General features: G+C 66.6%; 18 protein-coding genes and 2 tRNA genes. 7 read left to right on the top strand and 13 right to left on the bottom strand.

The window, feature by feature from the left end; all coding sequences use genetic code 11:
* Nucleotides 1-24 precede the first annotated feature (24 nt).
* From ACNS84_RS03640 to ACNS84_RS03630, 3 genes are all read right to left on the bottom strand, one after another.
* A tRNA-Leu gene (locus ACNS84_RS03640) sits at nucleotides 25-109 on the bottom strand.
* A gap of 89 nt (nucleotides 110-198) precedes the next feature.
* Nucleotides 199-771: a phosphatase PAP2 family protein gene (locus ACNS84_RS03635; RefSeq protein ID WP_435073476.1), complete on the bottom strand. Its 573-nt coding sequence runs from the start codon at nucleotides 769-771 to the stop codon at nucleotides 199-201.
* 62 nt (nucleotides 772-833) lie between these two features.
* A complete protein-coding gene (locus ACNS84_RS03630; RefSeq protein ID WP_435073475.1) occupies nucleotides 834-1,535 on the bottom strand; it encodes an endonuclease III domain-containing protein in 702 nt (233 codons plus the stop codon).
* A 113-nt stretch (nucleotides 1,536-1,648) separates the two neighbouring features.
* On the opposite strand from ACNS84_RS03630, the gene ACNS84_RS03625 reads away from it, so the two are divergent.
* The gene (locus tag ACNS84_RS03625; protein ID WP_435073474.1) at nucleotides 1,649-1,957 is read left to right on the top strand and encodes a transcription initiation factor IIB family protein; all 309 of its coding nucleotides are present in this window, start codon (nucleotides 1,649-1,651) and stop codon (nucleotides 1,955-1,957) included.
* 25 nt (nucleotides 1,958-1,982) lie between these two features.
* Here ACNS84_RS03625 and ACNS84_RS03620 read toward each other — a convergent pair whose 3' ends face one another.
* The 6 genes from ACNS84_RS03620 to lonB form a co-directional block, all read right to left on the bottom strand.
* Nucleotides 1,983-2,621 carry a fibrillarin-like rRNA/tRNA 2'-O-methyltransferase gene (locus tag ACNS84_RS03620; protein ID WP_435073473.1) on the bottom strand — a complete coding sequence of 213 codons (639 nt, stop codon included), beginning with the start codon at nucleotides 2,619-2,621 and terminating at the stop codon, nucleotides 1,983-1,985.
* Entirely contained in the window at nucleotides 2,618-3,505 is an 888-nt protein-coding gene (locus tag ACNS84_RS03615; RefSeq protein ID WP_435073472.1) for an NOP5/NOP56 family protein, read from the bottom strand. Before ACNS84_RS03615 ends, ACNS84_RS03620 begins: the two co-directional genes overlap by 4 nt.
* A gap of 73 nt (nucleotides 3,506-3,578) precedes the next feature.
* On the bottom strand, nucleotides 3,579-3,860 hold the full coding sequence (locus ACNS84_RS03610; RefSeq protein ID WP_435073471.1) for a hypothetical protein: 282 nt from the start codon (nucleotides 3,858-3,860) through the stop codon (nucleotides 3,579-3,581).
* Between the two features lie 119 nt (nucleotides 3,861-3,979).
* Entirely contained in the window at nucleotides 3,980-4,762 is a 783-nt protein-coding gene (locus tag ACNS84_RS03605) for a CBS domain-containing protein (RefSeq protein WP_435073470.1), read from the bottom strand.
* Between the two features lie 69 nt (nucleotides 4,763-4,831).
* Nucleotides 4,832-5,644, bottom strand: coding sequence for a CPBP family intramembrane glutamic endopeptidase (locus tag ACNS84_RS03600; RefSeq protein ID WP_435073469.1), 813 nt, complete (start codon nucleotides 5,642-5,644; stop codon nucleotides 4,832-4,834).
* Nucleotides 5,645-5,673: 29 nt separating this feature from the next.
* Nucleotides 5,674-7,962, bottom strand: a complete 2,289-nt coding sequence (gene lonB / locus ACNS84_RS03595; RefSeq protein WP_435073468.1) for an ATP-dependent protease LonB — start codon at nucleotides 7,960-7,962, stop codon at nucleotides 5,674-5,676.
* Nucleotides 7,963-8,132: 170 nt separating this feature from the next.
* Between lonB and ACNS84_RS03590 the strand changes: the two genes are divergently transcribed.
* Both ACNS84_RS03590 and ACNS84_RS03585 read left to right on the top strand, forming a co-directional pair.
* Complete coding sequence (locus tag ACNS84_RS03590; protein ID WP_435073467.1) at nucleotides 8,133-8,663, top strand: nicotinamide-nucleotide adenylyltransferase; 531 nt, start codon at nucleotides 8,133-8,135, stop codon at nucleotides 8,661-8,663.
* A gap of 102 nt (nucleotides 8,664-8,765) precedes the next feature.
* Nucleotides 8,766-9,623: an SAM hydrolase/SAM-dependent halogenase family protein gene (locus tag ACNS84_RS03585; RefSeq protein ID WP_435073466.1), complete on the top strand. Its 858-nt coding sequence runs from the start codon at nucleotides 8,766-8,768 to the stop codon at nucleotides 9,621-9,623.
* 26 nt (nucleotides 9,624-9,649) lie between these two features.
* Here ACNS84_RS03585 and ACNS84_RS03580 read toward each other — a convergent pair whose 3' ends face one another.
* On the bottom strand, nucleotides 9,650-10,108 hold the full coding sequence (locus ACNS84_RS03580; protein ID WP_435073465.1) for a DUF5793 family protein: 459 nt from the start codon (nucleotides 10,106-10,108) through the stop codon (nucleotides 9,650-9,652).
* Between the two features lie 262 nt (nucleotides 10,109-10,370).
* Between ACNS84_RS03580 and ACNS84_RS03575 the strand changes: the two genes are divergently transcribed.
* The 3 genes from ACNS84_RS03575 (at nucleotide 10,371) to ACNS84_RS03565 (ending at nucleotide 14,930) form a co-directional block, all read left to right on the top strand.
* Complete coding sequence (locus tag ACNS84_RS03575) at nucleotides 10,371-12,086, top strand: type II/IV secretion system ATPase subunit (RefSeq protein ID WP_435073464.1); 1,716 nt, start codon at nucleotides 10,371-10,373, stop codon at nucleotides 12,084-12,086.
* Entirely contained in the window at nucleotides 12,083-14,212 is a 2,130-nt protein-coding gene (locus tag ACNS84_RS03570; protein WP_435073463.1) for a type II secretion system F family protein, read from the top strand. Before ACNS84_RS03575 ends, ACNS84_RS03570 begins: the two co-directional genes overlap by 4 nt.
* An 85-nt stretch (nucleotides 14,213-14,297) precedes the next feature.
* A complete protein-coding gene (locus ACNS84_RS03565) occupies nucleotides 14,298-14,930 on the top strand; it encodes a class I SAM-dependent methyltransferase (RefSeq protein ID WP_435073462.1) in 633 nt (210 codons plus the stop codon).
* Between the two features lie 244 nt (nucleotides 14,931-15,174).
* On the opposite strand, the gene ACNS84_RS03560 is transcribed toward ACNS84_RS03565, so the two are convergent.
* Both ACNS84_RS03560 and ACNS84_RS03555 read right to left on the bottom strand, forming a co-directional pair.
* Entirely contained in the window at nucleotides 15,175-15,459 is a 285-nt protein-coding gene (locus tag ACNS84_RS03560) for a hypothetical protein (protein ID WP_435073461.1), read from the bottom strand.
* 13 nt (nucleotides 15,460-15,472) lie between these two features.
* A complete protein-coding gene (locus ACNS84_RS03555) occupies nucleotides 15,473-15,997 on the bottom strand; it encodes a DoxX family protein (protein ID WP_435073460.1) in 525 nt (174 codons plus the stop codon).
* A 234-nt stretch (nucleotides 15,998-16,231) separates the two neighbouring features.
* On the opposite strand from ACNS84_RS03555, the gene ACNS84_RS03550 reads away from it, so the two are divergent.
* Nucleotides 16,232-16,302 (top strand) — tRNA-Gly (locus tag ACNS84_RS03550).
* Nucleotides 16,303-16,630: 328 nt separating this feature from the next.
* On the opposite strand, the gene ACNS84_RS03545 is transcribed toward ACNS84_RS03550, so the two are convergent.
* Nucleotides 16,631-17,194 (bottom strand): AN1-type zinc finger domain-containing protein, encoded by a 564-nt coding sequence (locus ACNS84_RS03545; protein ID WP_435073459.1) that lies wholly within the window; start codon nucleotides 17,192-17,194, stop codon nucleotides 16,631-16,633.
* Between the last annotated feature and the right edge of the window lie 360 nt (nucleotides 17,195-17,554).

Raw genomic sequence — 17,554 nt, 5'->3', positions numbered from 1 at the left:
CGCTCGCGGGCGTTGGAGACGGGATGCGCGGGACCGGATTCGAACCGGCGGACCCCTACGGGATAGCGTCCTAAGCGCTACGCCTTTGGCCTGGCTCGGCAACCCGCGCGCGACCGAACGTACCCGAGTCGATCAAAAATAGTTGTCGCTACGGGGCCCGCACGCGGACCGATTGACGCGACCTCGTGGCGGCGGGCGCTATATATTCGTCTCGAACGGCAGACGATTGAGGATTGCCTCCTCGCCGACGCGGTCGAGAACCCACTCCGCGAACAGTACCGCGACGACACCGAGTCCGATCCCGAACAGCGTGTCCGAGAGGTAGTGCGTGCCGAGGTAGATACGCGAGAAGGAGATGAGCCCGGCAAAGCCGGCGGCGATCGCGAACGGCAGCTCGTCAGACCCCCACGCGATCGCCGCGTAGGCCGCGACGGCGGCCGAGTGACCCGAGGGAAACGAACTCGTGGTGCCGGCGTCGCCCTCCGTCACGCACACGGGGTTCGGCGGGAACGGGCGCTCGACGAGCGACATCAGCGCCCAGACCACGACGCCGAGCAGCGAGAGGGCGACGACGCTCTTGACGAACTCCTCTCGCCAGCCGGCGAGGTAGAACAGCCCCACTATCACGACCCCGGCCGTGACGGAGCCGAGGCCCGTCATCGACGTCATCGTTTCGGTCAGGAACGGCGATCGGATCGCCGCGACGAACTCGGCCGTGAGGCGGTCGACGCCCCGGATCGCGCTCAGGATCGCACTGATCTGCGCGTGCATAGGTGTCCAGTCCTACCGGCCGAACGACCATAGTCGCTCGTGCTCACGGCCGGGCGCTCGCCTCACGCGCAGAACTCACAGTCGCAGTACGTCGCACAGACGGGGTTGTCGCAGTCGGCACCGCGCGCCGAGCAGTGAGTCCGACCGTGCCGGATCAACAGCACGTGGAGCGGGTAGATCAGTTCGTCGGGGACCAGTTCGTCGAGTGCATCGTGCGCCGCCTCGTTCGAGGCCGACTCACGGACGAGCCCGAACCGCTTCGAGACGCGCTCGACGTGGGTGTCCACTGCCATCGTCGGCTTTCCGAAGTGGAAGTTCAGGACGACGCTGGCGGTCTTCGGGCCGACGCCTTTGATCTCTGTCAGCCACGCCTTCGCCTCGTCGGTCGCCATCGCGTCGAGGAACGCCAGCGAGTAGGCGCCGCCGGTCTCCTCGCGAATGGCGGCGAGCGCGCGCTGAATGCGGGCGGCCTTCTGGTCGGCGAGGCCCGCCACGCGGATCGTCTCCACTAACTCGTCGTGGTCGGCCGCTTCGATGGCTGCAAAGTCGTCGTAGCTGGCGAACAGCGCCTCCGAGGCTCGCCGCGTGTTCGCGTCGGCGACGTTCTGCGAGAGAATCGTCGTCACCAGTTGGCGCACGCCCTCACCTGGCTCGGCGGTCGGGTCGGCGCCGTGCTCGGCGACGCGGTCGACCGGCTCGTACAGTGACACGAGGTCCTCGTGTAGCTCGCGCACCCGCGCCTCGTCCCACAGTTGCGTGGACATACCCGGCGTAGGGGCGGTGCGGACTTCAGGGCGGCGGACGGCGGGTCGACGGCGGCGATTCGACAGCACCTCACCGCGGGGCCTTTATATGTCACAACGGCCAACGTTGCGGTATGTACCGAGCGAGCGATCGCGTCGACAACGCCGCGTGGATCGAACGGCTCGACGACGCGTGCGCGACGCTCGACCTCGACGACGAGGCGCTGTCGACGGCGACGGACCTCTTCTTGTCCCGAGCACCCGACGACGAGCGCGGGAAGCGCGTCGCCGCCGCCGGCAGCCTCTACGCCGCCGCGCTGATCCGCGGCCAGGAACGCTCGCAGTCGGCCGTCGCCGACGCGATGGGCGTCTCTCGGCTGTCGGTTCAAAAGCGCTGGAAGCCGATCTTAAAGGACGCCGGCTTCTCGCCGCCGACGTGGTAGGCGGGTCGGAGTCGACGCCGCCCCGTTACCGCGGCGTCGCGACCACGCCGAGGTGGTCCTCGTGGTATCGATCGAGCCGCCGCGTCTCCAGTATCTCGTAGGTCTCCCGCAGTTCGTCGAGCGCCGCCTCGAAAACGTCGCTTGGCTCCGCGGTGGCGTCCTCGCTTCGCGCCTTCACCGCGAGCAGCAGCCGGCCGTCGTCCGCGAGGAACTGCACGTTCCGCGCCGCCACGGTTGCCTGCCCGCGCGTCGCCACGTCTTGCACTATCACGTCGACGTCGGCCTCGACGACGTGGGCGTAGGTTTCGGGCGTTCGAGCGTCTTTTAAAAGGGGGAACAGTCGGTCGCGGGGCTCCGCGGCGTCGAGGAGGTCGCGGGCGGGCCGCGGAGCGAACTCGACCGCGTAGGTCGGCCCGGCGAAGTCGGCGACGTGGCTGACGGTCGTTCCGCTCGCGGCCCCGAGGTACAGCACGGTCTCGCCGCCGGTCAGGCCGGTGTCGAACCCGAGTTCGAACATGCCGCCGAGCTTCGAGCGCTCTGGGTCCCACGCCCGCCAGCCGTCCGCGGTCGGCTCGCCGTACACGGCCGGGCCATGCGTCGCCAGCCGCGTCTCGCCGGCTATCTCCCGGCGCTCGACGCCCTCGGGCAGCGCAGGGTCGCTCACGCGCCACCCCCCGTCCCCGCGGCGTTACCGTCGCCTCCGTCGTCAGGCTCCGCTCGCGCCCGGATCGTCGCCATCCGCTCGCGGAGTTCCTCGTGAAGCGTCTCCCGGCGTTCTCCCGCGTAGTGGTCCACGCGGGCCGCGAGCGTCAGCTTCCCGGCGAGCGCCCGCGAGGCGGAGCCCCGGTCCTCGGGGCGAGTGTTCCGGACGTAGTCGTGGGTGTAGATGATCCCGTGTTTCGGCGAGGGAGCGCGCCCGGAGAGGTGGGCGAACAGCGCGTCCTCCGCGCCGAGGACCTGCACGGTTCCGGAGGGCTTCTTCGCGAGCGACTCCAACCCGCCGGCGAGCGCGATCAGTCGCGCCGCGAGTTCAGGGCCGGCCATCTCGGCGAGGTTCGGCGCCACGGCGGGCGCGATTCGATCGATGGTTTCGGCGAGTGCGTCGCGCTCGGCGGCGAGGTCAACGACGCGCGCCGCGAGCGACACTGCCCGGCGTTCCAACTCGGTCTCGGGCTCGCGGTCGGCCACCGCGCGGGCGCCCTCGATCCCCGGATCGGTGTCGTCGAACAAGCTCCCCGCCCACTCAGCGGCGCGCTCGGCCAGTTCGTTGGCGGTGCGCTCGCAGTCGTCCATCGCCCGCACGGTGTGGATCAGCTGCTGGTCGTCGGCGCGTTCGCGTTCACGAACCGACGCGCGAGTCGCCGCCACGGTCGCTTCGTGAAGTCGGTCGTAGTAGTCGTCCGTCGAGTCGGCAAACCCGTACTCGACGGCGAGCGTCGGCCAGTCTCGCGGCCGGTCGGCCTTGCCGGTCGCGATCCGGTCGCGAGCGGCCGCCTCGTCCGCGGTGGAGCCCGCGAACCAGCCCGCGTCGGCGTCGGTGTCGGTCATTAGCGACGGCTACTCGGTCCGGTCGTATAGGCGTTCCCGAACGACGACGGACCCTCGAGGCCCGGACGCTCCGTCACTCGCCGACGGTGATCTTCTCCGGCGAGTCGACCGACTCGTCGATATCGTCGACCGCATCGACCTCGTCGGCGGCTTCGGAGTCGTCGGAGCGGAACATGGGCAGGATTCCGTCCGGGTTGGAGCGCATCTCGGCGATCGTTGCGCCGGCGAGGGCGCCGATGGCGCCGCCGCTGCTCGCGGCGTTCCGACTGAACAGCCCGCCTATCGCGGCGCCGATGGCACCGCCGATTGCGGCTAACTTCGCTCGGTTGAGTGCGCGTCGAATACGTGATCTCATAGTCTAATATATTTCGCCGCGATTACATAAAACCATCTGTATGCCACCGTGCCCGGTCCGCTCGACGAGTCCGGTCACGGGAGTCGCGACACCGCGGTCAGAGCCGTCCCCGTTCCCGCTCACTGCAGCCGCTTCGTCGTCTCCATGAGCGGATGGCGCGCGTAGTCGACAATTTCGATGTCGGTGATGTCGTGTAACCCCTCCTTCTCAGCGGTCTTGGCCATGCCGAGGTCGACCGGGCGTTTCGGCACGATCACGTACGCGTCCATCGTCTCGATGCCCGCCTTGTGCGCGGCCATCACGCGGTGGTGCCCGTCGGCGAGGTGGAGCGTGCCACCGTTGTCGATCACCACCAGCGGCTCAGCGAGTCCGCGTTTGAGCTCGTACTGACGCCCCTCCAACTCGTCGGCGTACACCCGCGCCTGCGTCGGGATGAGATCGGTAAGTTGGACCTCTCGCCGCTCCTCGGAGAGGCTGACCCCGTGGATCTGTTCGAGCGTCCGCATCAGCTTCCCGACCTTACTCGGCGTCGCGCGCTCGATTTGGGACCGGACCACGTCCGTGTTCGAGATGATCCCAACGAGGTTGTCGGCGTCGTCGACCACGGGGAGCCGCTGGATGCCGGAGCGGAGGATAACTCGGGCGGCGTCGGTCACCTTCATGTCCGGATGCGCGACGATGAGGTCGTTCGACATCACCGTGAAGACGGGGGCCTCGTCGTCTGCGAGCAGCAGATCGGCGGCCGAGACGAACCCTTCGACGGTCCGCCCCTGCGTGACAGGAAACCCGTTGTGGCCGTCGCTCTCGACCATCCGCCGCGCGACGTCGCCGACCGTGTCGTCGGGGCTTACGGTCTCAACGTCGCGGGTCATGTACTCGCCGACCGTCGGTTTCCCGCTCATCGTCCGGCGTTGGTCCCGGTGGAATAAAAAGGGGGCGGGGTCGCGATCAGCGATCGACCGCCGCTACGGTCACTCGTGGGTGGCGAACTCCGCGGCGTTGACGACGTAGTGAGCGACGATGGGGACGAGGAGGCTCCCGGTAACGACGAACAGCCCCGCGAGAACGAGGCCGAGCGCACCGGTGATGACGACCCCGAGTCGCCCCTGCGCGCCGTGACCGAGGCCGAAGGTGACCGACGAGCCGACCGCGAGGAGCCACGGGTCGAGCGCGAGGCCGGCCGCGAACGCCCCCACCAGCGCGCCGCGGAACAGCGCCTCCTCGAAGACCGCGATCACCGGGAGCACGACGCCGAGCAGCAGAACCCACTCGCCGGCCGTCTTCGGCGCCATCGTCGCACGGAGTCGGTCCGAGGGGGCGAGGCCGACCCGCCGGCCGAGCCGCGCGGCCGCCTCGTTGCCGACGACGAGCGCGGCCCCGGCGGCGACCCCGAGGGCGACTAACCCCGGCGTTCCGAGCGACGCGAACGCCGGGGCGCCGAGCGTCGGGTGCGACTCGCCGACCCCGAACGCCGTCGCCGGCACCGCGGTCCACCACGCGATAGCAACGAGAAGGACGAATCCGACCGCCTGCGACGTGGCGGCGTTGGCCAGCAGGACTCGGGTCGAGAGCGTCGGGCGAGCGCCGGGTCGTTCGCCGCCGCCGCCGCTCTCGGCGGCTGGTGCGTCGACGTCGGGGATCGCGTCTCGATGCTCCGGTCGCCGTCGATGGGGTTGCCGCGAGCGTCGACGATCCGCGCTCGCTCCACCAGCCGCTGGGAGTGACGGGTGAGAAACAGAAGCAACAGCGTCAGGGCGACGGTCGAAAGCGCGAACGTCGCCCACTCAGGCATCAGCGGGGTCGGGCGGTCGGTCTACTGCGGGCTCGGGCTGGAGGGGCCGGAGACGCTCTTCTCCTTCAGGGCCGAGCCGGTGATCGACTTGAGCCGGGAGACGAGCGAGTCCTTCTCGGCCTCGCCCTCCAGGGCGATGTCGAGCACCTCGCTGATGTGCGAGACCGGGATGATCTCGATCATCTCCTTGTACTCGTCTTCGATCATCACGTCCTGCTCGTTCGCCTGCGGGATGATGACCCGGGTGCAGCCGGCCTTCGCGGCCGCCTCGATCTTGTGGGTCACGCCGCCGACGGGGAGCACGTCGCCCCGCACCGACAGCGAGCCGGTCATCGCGAGGCTCTGGTCGACGCCGACGTCCTCCAACGCGGAGATGACGGCGGTCGCGACCGTGATGGACGCCGAGTCGCCGTCGACGCCCTGCTGGCCCGCCTGCACGAACTGGATGTGGATGTCCATCTCCGAGATGTTCTCGTCGGAGAACTTCTTGATGATCGCGGAGACGTTCGACACCGACTCCTGGGCCATCTCCTTCAGCTGGCCCGTGGCGATCACTTCGCCCGGACCCTGCGAGGGCGCGACCTCGGCCATCACCGGGAGCATGATCCCGGAGTCCTCGCCCATCACGGCGAGCCCGTTGACGCGGCCGACGACGTACCCTTCGGAGACCTGAAGTTCGTAATCCTTCCGGCGCTCGATGAAGTCGTCGGCGAGCTGCTGCTCGATGGAGCGCGAGCGCCCCTTCGCCTGCAGCACGTGTTCGCGGGTGGTCAGGTCGGCGTCCTCGCCGCGGGCGATGTCGCCGGCGACGCGGACGAGCCCACCGAGGTTCCGGAACAGGAGGGTGAGGTGACCCTTCCGGCCGGAGCGGCGCTTGGCTTCGAGGATGACCTCCTCGATCGCGTCCGCCGAGAACTCGGGGAGGCGACCGTCCTTCGCGACCTCCTGGGCGATGAAGCGGACGTACTTCCGGCGCATCTCAGGAGTGTCCTCGATGGTGTCCTCCATGTACACCTCGTACCCGTACCCCTTGATGCGGCTCCGGAGCGCCGGGTGCATGTTCTCCATCGCGTCGAGGTTCCCGGCCGCGATCATGACGAAGTCGGTCGGGACGGGCTCGGTCTGAACCATCGCGCCCGAGGAGCGCTCGGACTGGCCCGTTATCGAGAACTCGCCCTCCTGGATCGCCGTCATGAGGTGCTGCTGGCTGCGGATGTCGAGCGTGTTGATCTCGTCGATGAACAGCACGCCCTTGTTCGCCTTGTGGATGGCGCCCGCCTCAACGCGGTCGTGGCTGGGCGTCTCCATCCCGCCGGACTGGAACGGGTCGTGTCGGACGTCGCCGAGCAGCGCGCCGGCGTGCGCGCCGGTCGCGTCGCGGAACGGCGCGGTCTTCGTGTCGCCGTTGTTCACCAGCAGGTTCGGTATCATCGCGTCGGAGCCGCGGTTCAGGTAGCGGAAGACGAGGTAGACGACCCCGGCCGCGATGATGCCGACGAGGATCTGGCCGACGATGATGAGCGCGTAGCCCAGCACGACGGCGATGATGATCCACATCAACAGCGAGCGCATCTGGTTGCGCTTGCGCGCCTCCTCGCGGTGCGCGTCGACGATCTGGTCGCCCTTTCCGGCGGGGACAGTCCGGACCTTCGGCTTGTTCCCGTCCTCCGGGTTGTGGTAGACCAGCACGTCCTGTAGCTCCTCTTTCGGGAGCAGTTCGGACATCGCCTTCGCGAGCATCGACTTCCCGGTCCCGGGCGAGCCGATCATCATCACGTGGCGGCGCTGCTTGGCCGCCTTGATGATTACGTCGCGGGCGTGTTCCTGCCCGATCACCTGATCGACGAGGCGGTCGGGGATTTCGAGTTCGGCAGTGGTGTCGATATTGAGCCCGCCGAGGAGGTCGTCCTCGTCCGGGTCCTCGTCGATCTCGGCACCCTCGACCTCGACCGAGCTTCCGAGGTCGTCGATACCGCCGTCGTCGGTCGGTTCGGCGACACCATCTGGGGTGGCACCGTTCTCGTCCCCGCGGCCCGTGCTGACGTCCGGGTCCGGATCGTCATCGACGACGATCCCGTCGTCCCAGACCTCGTCCGGCTCCTCGCCGTCCGCCGACTCCGTTACCTCGTCGGCCTCGTCCGCCTCATCGGTGGACTCGGCTTCGGTGGGCGCGTGAGCGCCGTCGTCGGGAGCGACGTCGTCGGGGGCGTCCTCGCCGTTCCCTCCCGAATCCGGGGCGTCCGAGCCGGTCTCAGCCGGGTTCTCGGGTTCCTCGGTCGGGGGGTCATTTGCGTCCTTTTCGTTGCTCATAGAATCGGGTGTCTCTAGGAAAAACGAAGAGTCGGCTACTGATATACTTTCTCCCCACAGGACGTCCGGTCGAGTTCGGTGAAACGCCACAGAGAGCCGCGACAGCCCCAGATATCGCGGTTCGACCGGTCCCATGGGGTTTATAAATAATGCCCCCGCTACGTGAACCCATGCGCGGGTTCTACATCGGGCGGTATCAGCCGTTTCACGACGGCCACCGGCACATGATCGAGGAGATCGCCGCGGACGTCGACGAACTCGTCTTGGGGATCGGATCGGCCGGCGACTCCCACACGACCCGGAACCCGTTCACCGCCGGCGAGCGCGTGATGATGGTGACGAAGGCCGTCGAACACCTCGACGTCACCACGTACGTCGTCCCCATCGAGGACCTCGATCGCAACTCCGTGTGGGTGAGCCACGTCCAGAGCATGACGCCGCGATTCGACGTCGCCTACTCGAACAACCCGCTCGTCGTCCGGCTGTTCGAGGAGGCCGGCGTCGAGGTCCGGGGCTCCCCGATGTTCCGCCGCGACGTGTTGGAGGGGACGGAGCTGCGCGAGCGGATTATCCACGGCCGCGACTGGGAGGCGCTCGTCCCGGAGGCCGTGATCAACGTGATCGAGGAGGTCGACGGGGTCGAGCGCATTCGCCGGATCGCCGAGACCGACACCAACGGCGAACAGCCGCTGGACACGTAATCGTCGTCTGGTAGCACCGGGCGCGAACGACTCGCCGCGGGCCAGGTGCGGGACCGCCGGACAGGGAGGCCTTTTAAGACACGGCCCGACCGCTGATAGCGTATGATCACGCTCACCTCCGACTTCGGCTCGCCGTACCCGGCCGCGATGAAGGGAGTGATCCGCCGACACACCGGCGCCGAAATGATCGATATCGCCCACGACCTCCCGCGCGGAGATCCGCGCGCGGCCGCCTTCTGGCTTCGGTTCGTGCTTCCGGAGTTCCCGCCGGCCGTCCACTGTGCAGTCGTCGACCCGGGCGTCGGCACGGACCGTGACGCCCTCGTAGTCCGCGCCGGGTCCCACGTCATCGTCGCGCCCGACAACGGGCTGGCGATGCCGCCCGCGAGGGCGCTCGTCGGTGAGCGGGGCGACGCAGACGGCGCGGCCACCGACGACGCCGACCTGGAGGCGTTCGTCGTCGACGTCGACGAGCCGGCGAGCCAGACGTTCCACGGTCGCGACGTGTTCGCCCCGGTCGCGGCGCGGGTCCGATCGCGGTTCGACGAGGGCTTGGCGTCCGCGAGTCCCGAGGCCGTGTCCGACGCGCTCGCGTCGATGGACGATCTCTCGCCTGCGGCCGACCCCGTCGACATCGCGTTCCCCGAGCCGAGCGTCGAACGCGACGACGAGGGCAGCCCGGTCGCCGTCGACGGCGAGGTGCTCGTGATCGACCGCTTCGGCAACGTCGTCACGAACGTCCCCGGCGAACTGGTCCGTGGCAGCGACTGGATCCGCGTCAACGAGGACCTCACGCCCGTCGCGGAGACGTTCGGCGCGGTGGACCTCGGTGAACGGCTCGTCACCGTCGGGAGCCACGGCTACGTCGAGTGCGACGTCAACGACGGCCGCGGCGACGGCGCGTTCGACCTGCGACCGGGCGACGAGGTGCGGCTGGTCGGCGACAACGTCAGTATCTGAACGTCAGAAGGCGGCCGGGACCGGCGTCACAGCTCGACGCCGGAGGGGATCAGGCTCTCGTTTCGGAGGAGGTTCCCTTCGTGGTCGTACACGAGGAACGTGTTCTTGTCGTAGGAGACGAGTCGCTCGCCCTCGACGTCGATCTCGACGCGGTAGCGCGCATCCTCGTCGCCGGCCGAGTCGCGCGCGGCGCGGATGAACGGGAGGACGTCCGTCGCGGTCTCGTTGAGTTCCAGGATGAAGTCACCGGTGTATCGGTTCGTCACGCCGACCACGCCCTCGGGGTCGGCAGCGTCGGTGAGCGATTCACGGAGCCGGAAGGCCACGTCGATTTCGCCGGCCTCGAGTAGGCCGCCGTCCGTATCCGAGAGCCGATCGCGCAACAGCCCCGCCGGTCCGTGGAAGTCTATCCGGACCAGGGGTGTCGCCCGGTCGGCGTCGTCATCGACGCCCTCGACGGTCAGTTCGAAGTAGTCACGCCGCATTGCCTACTCGGTTCTTCGCGGTCAGTAAGTATCAACGTGACGGGCGAGCGGTCCGCGAGCGCACGAGCGGGCGACCGAAAAGACGGGATCACCGAACGTGCGGAATGCGGACGGAACCAAGCGGGTACCGACTCAGAGACAAGCGGGTACCGACTCAGAGAGGACGAGGAGGCGCACGTTTGGACCGGAGCGCTGAGCATCAGGCTTGAGAACCGCTCGGTGGCTTTTAAATCACCACGGCACATACGTCGGCGTAACGATAATGGCGGGTGACGCGCGCGAGGGAATTGACGATCGCTTCGAATCCGTCCGGCGACAGCTCTCGCGAACGTGGGAGATGCTGCGAGGGTCGGAGATCGACGTTCGTCCGTTCCGCCCGGGCGAGAACGGTCCGCTCGCGTCGTTCGCCGTGCCGGACGGTGAGCGCGAGGTCGACCGCTACTGGGTGAACGCGCCATACGCGTTCGTCGTCGTCACCTACGACGAGGAGGAGAGCGAGCACCGGTACTACGCGGTCGAGCCGGACCTCGACGAGTTCGAGCGCGGCCTCCTCGACCGCGTCGTCGACGACATTCGCGATCCCCTCCTCTACCGAGAGGGCGCCGGGAAGACCGACGCGGAGACGCTCCGAGAGGAACTGACCGGACTGCTCGAGGGGTACGGCGTCGACCCCGGGATGGAGACATTCCATTCGCTCGCGTACTACCTCTACCGCGACTTCCGCGGCTACGGGAAGGTCGACCCCCTCCTCAACGACCGGCATATCGAGGACATCTCGTGTGACGGGTACGACCTCCCAATATTCGTCTACCACGACGAGTACACCGACATCGAGACGAACATCTCGTTCGCGAAGGCGGAGCTCGATAACTACGTCATTCGGCTCGCCCAGCAGTCCGGGCGCCACGTCTCCGTGGGCGATCCGATCGTGGAGACGACGCTGCCGGACGGCTCCCGCGCCGAGCTCGCCCTCGGCGAGGAGGTGACGCCCCGCGGCTCCGCGTTCACGATCCGACAGTACTCCGAGGACCCGATGACGCCGATCGATCTGGTGGAGTACGGCACATTCTCCGTCGAGCAGATGGCGTACTTCTGGCTCTGCATCGAGCACAACAAGAGCCTCATCTTCGCCGGCGGCACCGCCTCGGGGAAGACGACCTCGATGAACGCGGTGTCGATGTTCATCCCGCCGCGCGCGAAGGTACTCACCATCGAGGACACCCGCGAGCTCTCACTGTACCACGACAACTGGCTCTCCTCGGTCACCCGCGAGCGCCGCTACGAGGGGACCGACATCGACATGTTCGACCTGCTCCGCTCCGCGCTGCGCCACCGTCCCGAGTACATCATCGTCGGGGAGGTGCGTGGCGGCGAGGCGAAGACGCTGTTCCAGGCGATGAACACGGGGCACACCACCTTCTCGACGATGCACGCCGACTCGATCGAGACGGTGATCAACCGACTGGAGAACGAGCCGATCAACGTGCCCCGCGCGATGGTCCAGTCGCTCGACATGCTGGCGATCCAAACGCTGACTCGCTCGGGGAACCAGCGGGTCCGGCGCGCGAAGACGATCGGCGAGATTGGCGGTATCGACCAGCGCACCGGGGAACTCGACTACTCGTCGGCGTTCGACTGGAACGCGGAGGCCGACGAGTTCCGCCGCAACGACTCGTCGCTCATGTCGGAGATCGCCGACGAACGTGGCTGGTCCCGCGCCGAACTGCTCCGCGAGATCCGGCGACGTGAGCGCTTCTTGGCGCTGCTCCTCGAGCTCGAAATCGGCGACTACCGGACGTTCACGGCGCTCATCAACGAGTACTACGCCAACCCCGACCGCGTGATGGAGCGGTTGGAAGGCCGGGCGAGGGACGAGGACGGGGCCGAGGTGCCCGCCGACCCGGCCGTCTCGGACGACGGGCGGCGGCCGGTCGGCCACGGGGCCGAGGGGTCAGGCGCCGGAGAGCCGTCGGAATGATAACCGCCGTCCCGCTCTTCGTCGCGTTCGGGCTCTGTCTGGCACTGTTGGTCCCGCTCGTCGACCGTCGCGCCGACCTGTTGATCACCCGGATCGCGATGTCGCTGTTCGGTGAGTACGTCGCGGAGGACGGACCGCGCAAGCGGCGGCAGCGCGACCTGATGCGCGCCGCGCACGTCGCCGGCACTCACCGGGCGTACGCCTCCCGAACGCTGCTGTACGCGGGTGTGCTCGGCGTCGCGGGGAGCGTCCTCGGCGTGTATGCGGCGGCCGGGCTGTTTTCAGCGCTCGACGTCGGTGAGGCGGCCATCCGCGTGCTGCTGCCGGCCTCGCTCACGTTCCTCGCCGACGTCACCCAGCTCTCGACCCTACGACTCCCTCAGCTGTTCCTCATTCTGACGTTCGCCTCGGCGACGCTCGGGACCGCGCTTGCGGCCGGGACGTACTACGGGCGATGGGAGATACTCAATCAGCGCGCGCACGCCCGAGCGGCGGAGATCGACGCCACCCTCCCGCGGACGGTCGCGTTTATGTACGCGCTCTCGCGGTCGGGGATGGCGTTTCCGCGGGTGATGGACACTCTCGCGGAGAACGAGGCGGTATACGGCGAGGCGGCCACCGAGCTGTCGGTCGCCGTCCGCGACATGAACGCGTTCGGGACGGACGCGCTGACCGCGCTCCAGCGCACCGCGCGCCGGACGCCGAGCGAGGATCTGACCGACTTCGCGGAGAACCTCGCGTCCGTTCTCGGCACCGGGCAGTCCATCTCGGAGTTCCTCGCCGATCAGTACGAGCTGTACCAGGAGGAGGCCGAGTCGAAACAGGAGCAGTACCTCGAACTGCTCTCGGCGTTCGCGGAGGCGTACGTCACGGCACTCGTCGCCGGGCCGCTCTTTTTCATCACCATCCTCGTCGTCATCGGACTGGTGTTGGAGGACACGCTGCCGCTGCTTCGCGTCGTCGTCTACCTCGGCGTCCCTCTCGCGACGTTCGGGTTCGTCGTCTACGTCGACAGCGTGACGCAGGGCATCGGCGGGACAGAGCAGGTCGACCGCTCCGAGTCGTCTGACGACGAGGAGGGCATCGTCTCCGACACCCCGAGCGCCCCGACCGTCGCGGCCGACGGCGGCCTCACCGACTCGGCCGCCGCCGACCCGTGGGCGGCAAGCCGCGAACGACTCCGCGCCTACGACCGGGTTCGGCGGCTGCGTGAGTGGGCTGCGTCCCCGGTCGAGAACGCGATGAACGCGCCGTGGACCTCGTTCCTCGTGACGGTGCCGCTCGCGATGCTCGGGCTGCTCGTCTTCGCGTTCCCCATCGTGCTCGGGCCGGCGACCGAGATGGCGGCGCAGGTGGAGACTCCGCTCGTCGTCGCGACGGCACTGGTCCTCGCCGTTTATACGGCCGTCTACGAGGCCGGAAAGCGACGGACCCGCCGGATCGAGTCGTCGGTGCCCGACTTCCTCGACCGCCTCGCCAGCGTCAACGAGGCCGGCACCTCGGTGGTCGGGAGCGTCCGCCGGGTCGCAGACTCGAACCTCGAGGCGCTGACGACCGACCTGAAGCGCACCCGCCGCGACATCGATTGGGGCGCCGACGTGAGCACCGCGCTCCGCCGGCTGGAACACCGCGTTCAGTCACCGATGACCGCCCGAGCCGTAGCGCTCGTGACGAACGCGATGCACGCGAGCGGCGACATCGGCCCGGTGCTTCGGATCGCCGCCGACGAATCGCGGGCGACGTGGTCGCTCCGCCGGGAGCGCCAGCAGGTGATGTTCACGTACCTAATCGTGATCTACATCTCTTTCCTGGTGTTCCTCGGGATTATCGCCGCGCTGTCTGTCTCCTTCATCCCGGCCATCGAGGAGGCCGCGATATCGGGCGCCGGGAGCACGGGCGACGTCCCCGGCGCACCCGGTGGATCGACCGGGATCACCGGGGGGATCGGTCAGATCGACGCGTTCGCCTACGAGCAGTTGTTCTTCCACGCCGCGGCGGTGCAGGCGCTCTGCTCGGGACTCGTCGCCGGCCAGCTCGGTGAAGGGTCCGTCGAGGACGGCGTGAAACACGTGGTGATTCTCCTCGCGCTGACGCTGCTCACCTTCGGCGTCATCGGCGTCCTCTGATCGGAAACGCGGGACGCGGCTCGGTTCGGTCGTCGGCTCGACCGCGGGTCACCGGAGCTATATCGGTCCGCGTCGACCGTCCGTCATGGACACGCAATCGACGTACGACCGCATCGCGGCGCACTTCGCGAAGACTCGCGAGTACGCGTGGCCTGAGGTGGAGTCGTTCGTGTCGGACCGGTCGGCCGCCCGCGCCCTCGACGTCGGCTGCGGGAACGGCCGCCACGCGGAGTTACTCGCCGAGCGCGCCGATTCAGTCGTTGGGGTCGACCTCAGCCGAGAGCTGCTCCGAGCCGCGGCCGAAAGAGCCCGAGAACGCGGGTTCGACGACGTACTCGACCTCGTTCACGCCGACGCCGCCGCCCTCCCGCTGGCGGACGACACGGTCGGACTCGCGACGTACGTCGCAACGATCCACCACCTCTCGCCGCGCGACGCTCGGGTCCGGAGTCTCGACGAACTCGCCCGCGTCCTCGCGCCGGGCGGGGCGGCGCTCGTGAGCGCGTGGAGCACCGCCCACGACCGCTTCGACCAGGAGGAGGGGTTCGATACGACCGTCGATTGGACGCTCCCCGGGGGAGACACCGTGCCGCGGTATTATCACATCTACTCCCCCGCGGAGTTCGAGGCAGACATCGCCGAGAGCGACCTCGAACTCGTCGAGGTGGACGTCTCGAGCGGAAACTGCTACGCCGTGGTTGCGAGCGCTCATCCGTGAGTATTAGTTGTGTTACCGGGAAGTAGGGCTAAACGGATGCTATCGCGGCGGTCGATGGACTGCGTTCGACCCGTCTCGATCGCTTCCGCCGCCGCGTGAGTCCCGACGCTGTCTCCCGGAGCTATCTCGCGAAGTTCGCGATCGTTGTATTTCTTGCCGTCGTTGCCATCGGCGACGCTTGGAGACGAGTCGTCGACCGCGGAAAAGTAGCCGCCCAGCCGACCGGGGCGGTCTGATCGCCCTCTCAGTCTGCCATGGTCTCGTGGCGCGCGCCCGCGTCGTCCGCGAGCGGCGTCACGACCGTGTACAACGCGTACAGCCCCAGCACCGCGAGGCCGGCCAGGACGACGCCGGTCCGGATCTGCGGCGAGATGAGCGGCGTCGCGACAACGTCGCCCGCCTCGTTGGTAATCGGGGCCGGGCTGTACGGCGCGCCGGCGAGGAGTTCGAGGACTCCCATCCCGACGACCCCGAGCAGCATCAGTCCCGCGCTCAGCCCCATCGCCGCTTTGTCGATGATGTTAGTCATGTTGTGTCACCTCTTAACCGAGCAGGTAGCGGAGCTTCGGGCGTGCTTGCACGAACGGGAGCTTCTCGATGACCGCGTCGAGGCCGTAGTACCGGCCCGCCGACAGCATGAGGACGGTCACGAACAGCATGAGCCCCATGAAGTCGCTGTTGACCAGGCCATGGCCGAAGCCGGCGTTGCCGACCCAGAACAGGGTCATGAAGATGACCCCGCCGAACGCGGCGAGTCGGGTGAACGCGCCGAAGATCAGCGCCAGTCCGATCAGCGTCTCGAACAGGGGCACACCTGGCTCGATGAGCCACGCGAGGTTGTTCCCCATCCAGACGGGGATTCCGCCGAGCGCGGTGCCGGTCATTCCCTGCAGGTACGCCGGGCCGTAGGTGAACGAGAGCCCGTTCTCGATGATCTTCGTGATCCCGGCGTGGAAGAACCACCATCCGGTCATCACGCGCAGGAAGGCGATCCAGTAGGCCGCCCACGGACCGTCAAGCGCGAGCTCGACTTCGTCGACCAGCGGATTTCCCGATTGGTATGACATCGTGCTCACCTCACGGGTGTATCTCGCGTGCCTATCCCTATAGTAACCCTACCGGCTTCTAAGCTCCTGAAAAGCGTTCTAATCACGCGGGAACGGCCCGCGATACTGTGGTCCTTTATATACCGAGGGCGAGCGCCGCGCTCCTGTCGGTCCTTGTCGCCGGCCGGAACACGGAACGTTTATTGGATTCGTTCGGCCTACGTCTACACGCGTCAGCAACGGACGCGCCTACGCGCGCCGGTGGTCTAGTGGTAGGACCTGAGCCTTCCAAGCTCATGGCCCGGGTTCAAATCCCGGCCGGCGCATTTCTCGAACGAAGTGAGAGAAATCGCCGAGAGGAATTTGAACCCTATCAGTCGCGCGCAGCGAACGAAGTGAGCGAGCACGTCTGATTCTGGTTCAAATCCCGTGCGGCGCACTCCCTTCGGTCGAGCGCCGCCCGTACCCTCGCTCGCCCGAACCGTTCGTTCGCGAGGGTCCCGGCCGGCGCATTTTCCTCGCACTGCTCGTAAGTACCGAGCGGGATCTGAAACATACCAGTCGTGCACAGCGGGCGACACGGTTCAGATCCGCATCTAATCCATGCACTCTCAGCCTTGCAGTACGTGTCCGGAAACGCTGTCGGTTAGCGAGCTATAGTATGAATATGTACACCGCGGTTGTCATCAAGAGAATGAGGAAGATTATGAGACCCACCTTTGTGATATACAATCTACCCGTATCCTCGCTCCCATCCTCTTCTAAACTGCCAATAGACTGAATATCTTCCTCGTATTGCGGTTCAGAAAGACTCCCGTCTAGATTCACGTCTGGACTAGCAAACTGTTCTTTTTGTTCTTGTTTGATTTTGTCTTGTTTCGTCTCGATCTGCTCTCGTCTTTCTCGCGTCCGCTCGGCAAGGTCCTGGATTGAAACCCTCGATATATTTTCTCGGAGTGATTCTTTCTTTCGCTTAGGAGTGGTATGCGGTACGTCTGAGCTATTCTGGTTTAGCGGGTCGTATGCGTTGAAGTTGACACACTCGTGTTTCTCAGGGAGGCGGTGGTCCGGGCAATAGTCATCGCCGCAGTAGGAGCACTGGTACTTTTCGTGGCTAAATATCCTCCAGTTGCATTGAGTGCAACGATGTGAGGCGTGTTCCTTGCGGTACGCTGGATCGTCTTCATTTAGACGATCCCGAAACGGGGTCTCGGTCACAGCAACTCACCAATTGTCTCAAATTGGTGACCGCGACCATACAGGTCGCCCAACATGAGTGTCAGATCTACTGACCGATATTTAGTTCTTAAGGGATCAAAAGTAGATTCGGTGATATTCCATCTTCAGTGTACTTAGTTCAAGAGTTATCATGACAGATGATGTATAGTTACTATCAAAATTGTTGTGTTTTTATACAAGATACAGATTGTGGTTCAGAGGCAACCGATATTTTCACCACGAAATAATTGTAGTCGTGATATTCGGCCAGACGAGAATCAAAAAACAATTTCAACCGAACTTCTAACTCTAACTCCCAGCCAGCGCATCTGTTGTCCGCTTTCCTCAGCCGTCTGTTAC

Origin of the sequence: Halorubrum wangae (genome assembly GCF_051194135.1) — an archaeon.
Taxonomy (GTDB): domain Archaea; phylum Halobacteriota; class Halobacteria; order Halobacteriales; family Haloferacaceae; genus Halorubrum.
The sequence above is the reverse complement of the archived record's forward strand: the minus strand, read 5'-3'. Positions and strand labels throughout refer to the sequence as shown.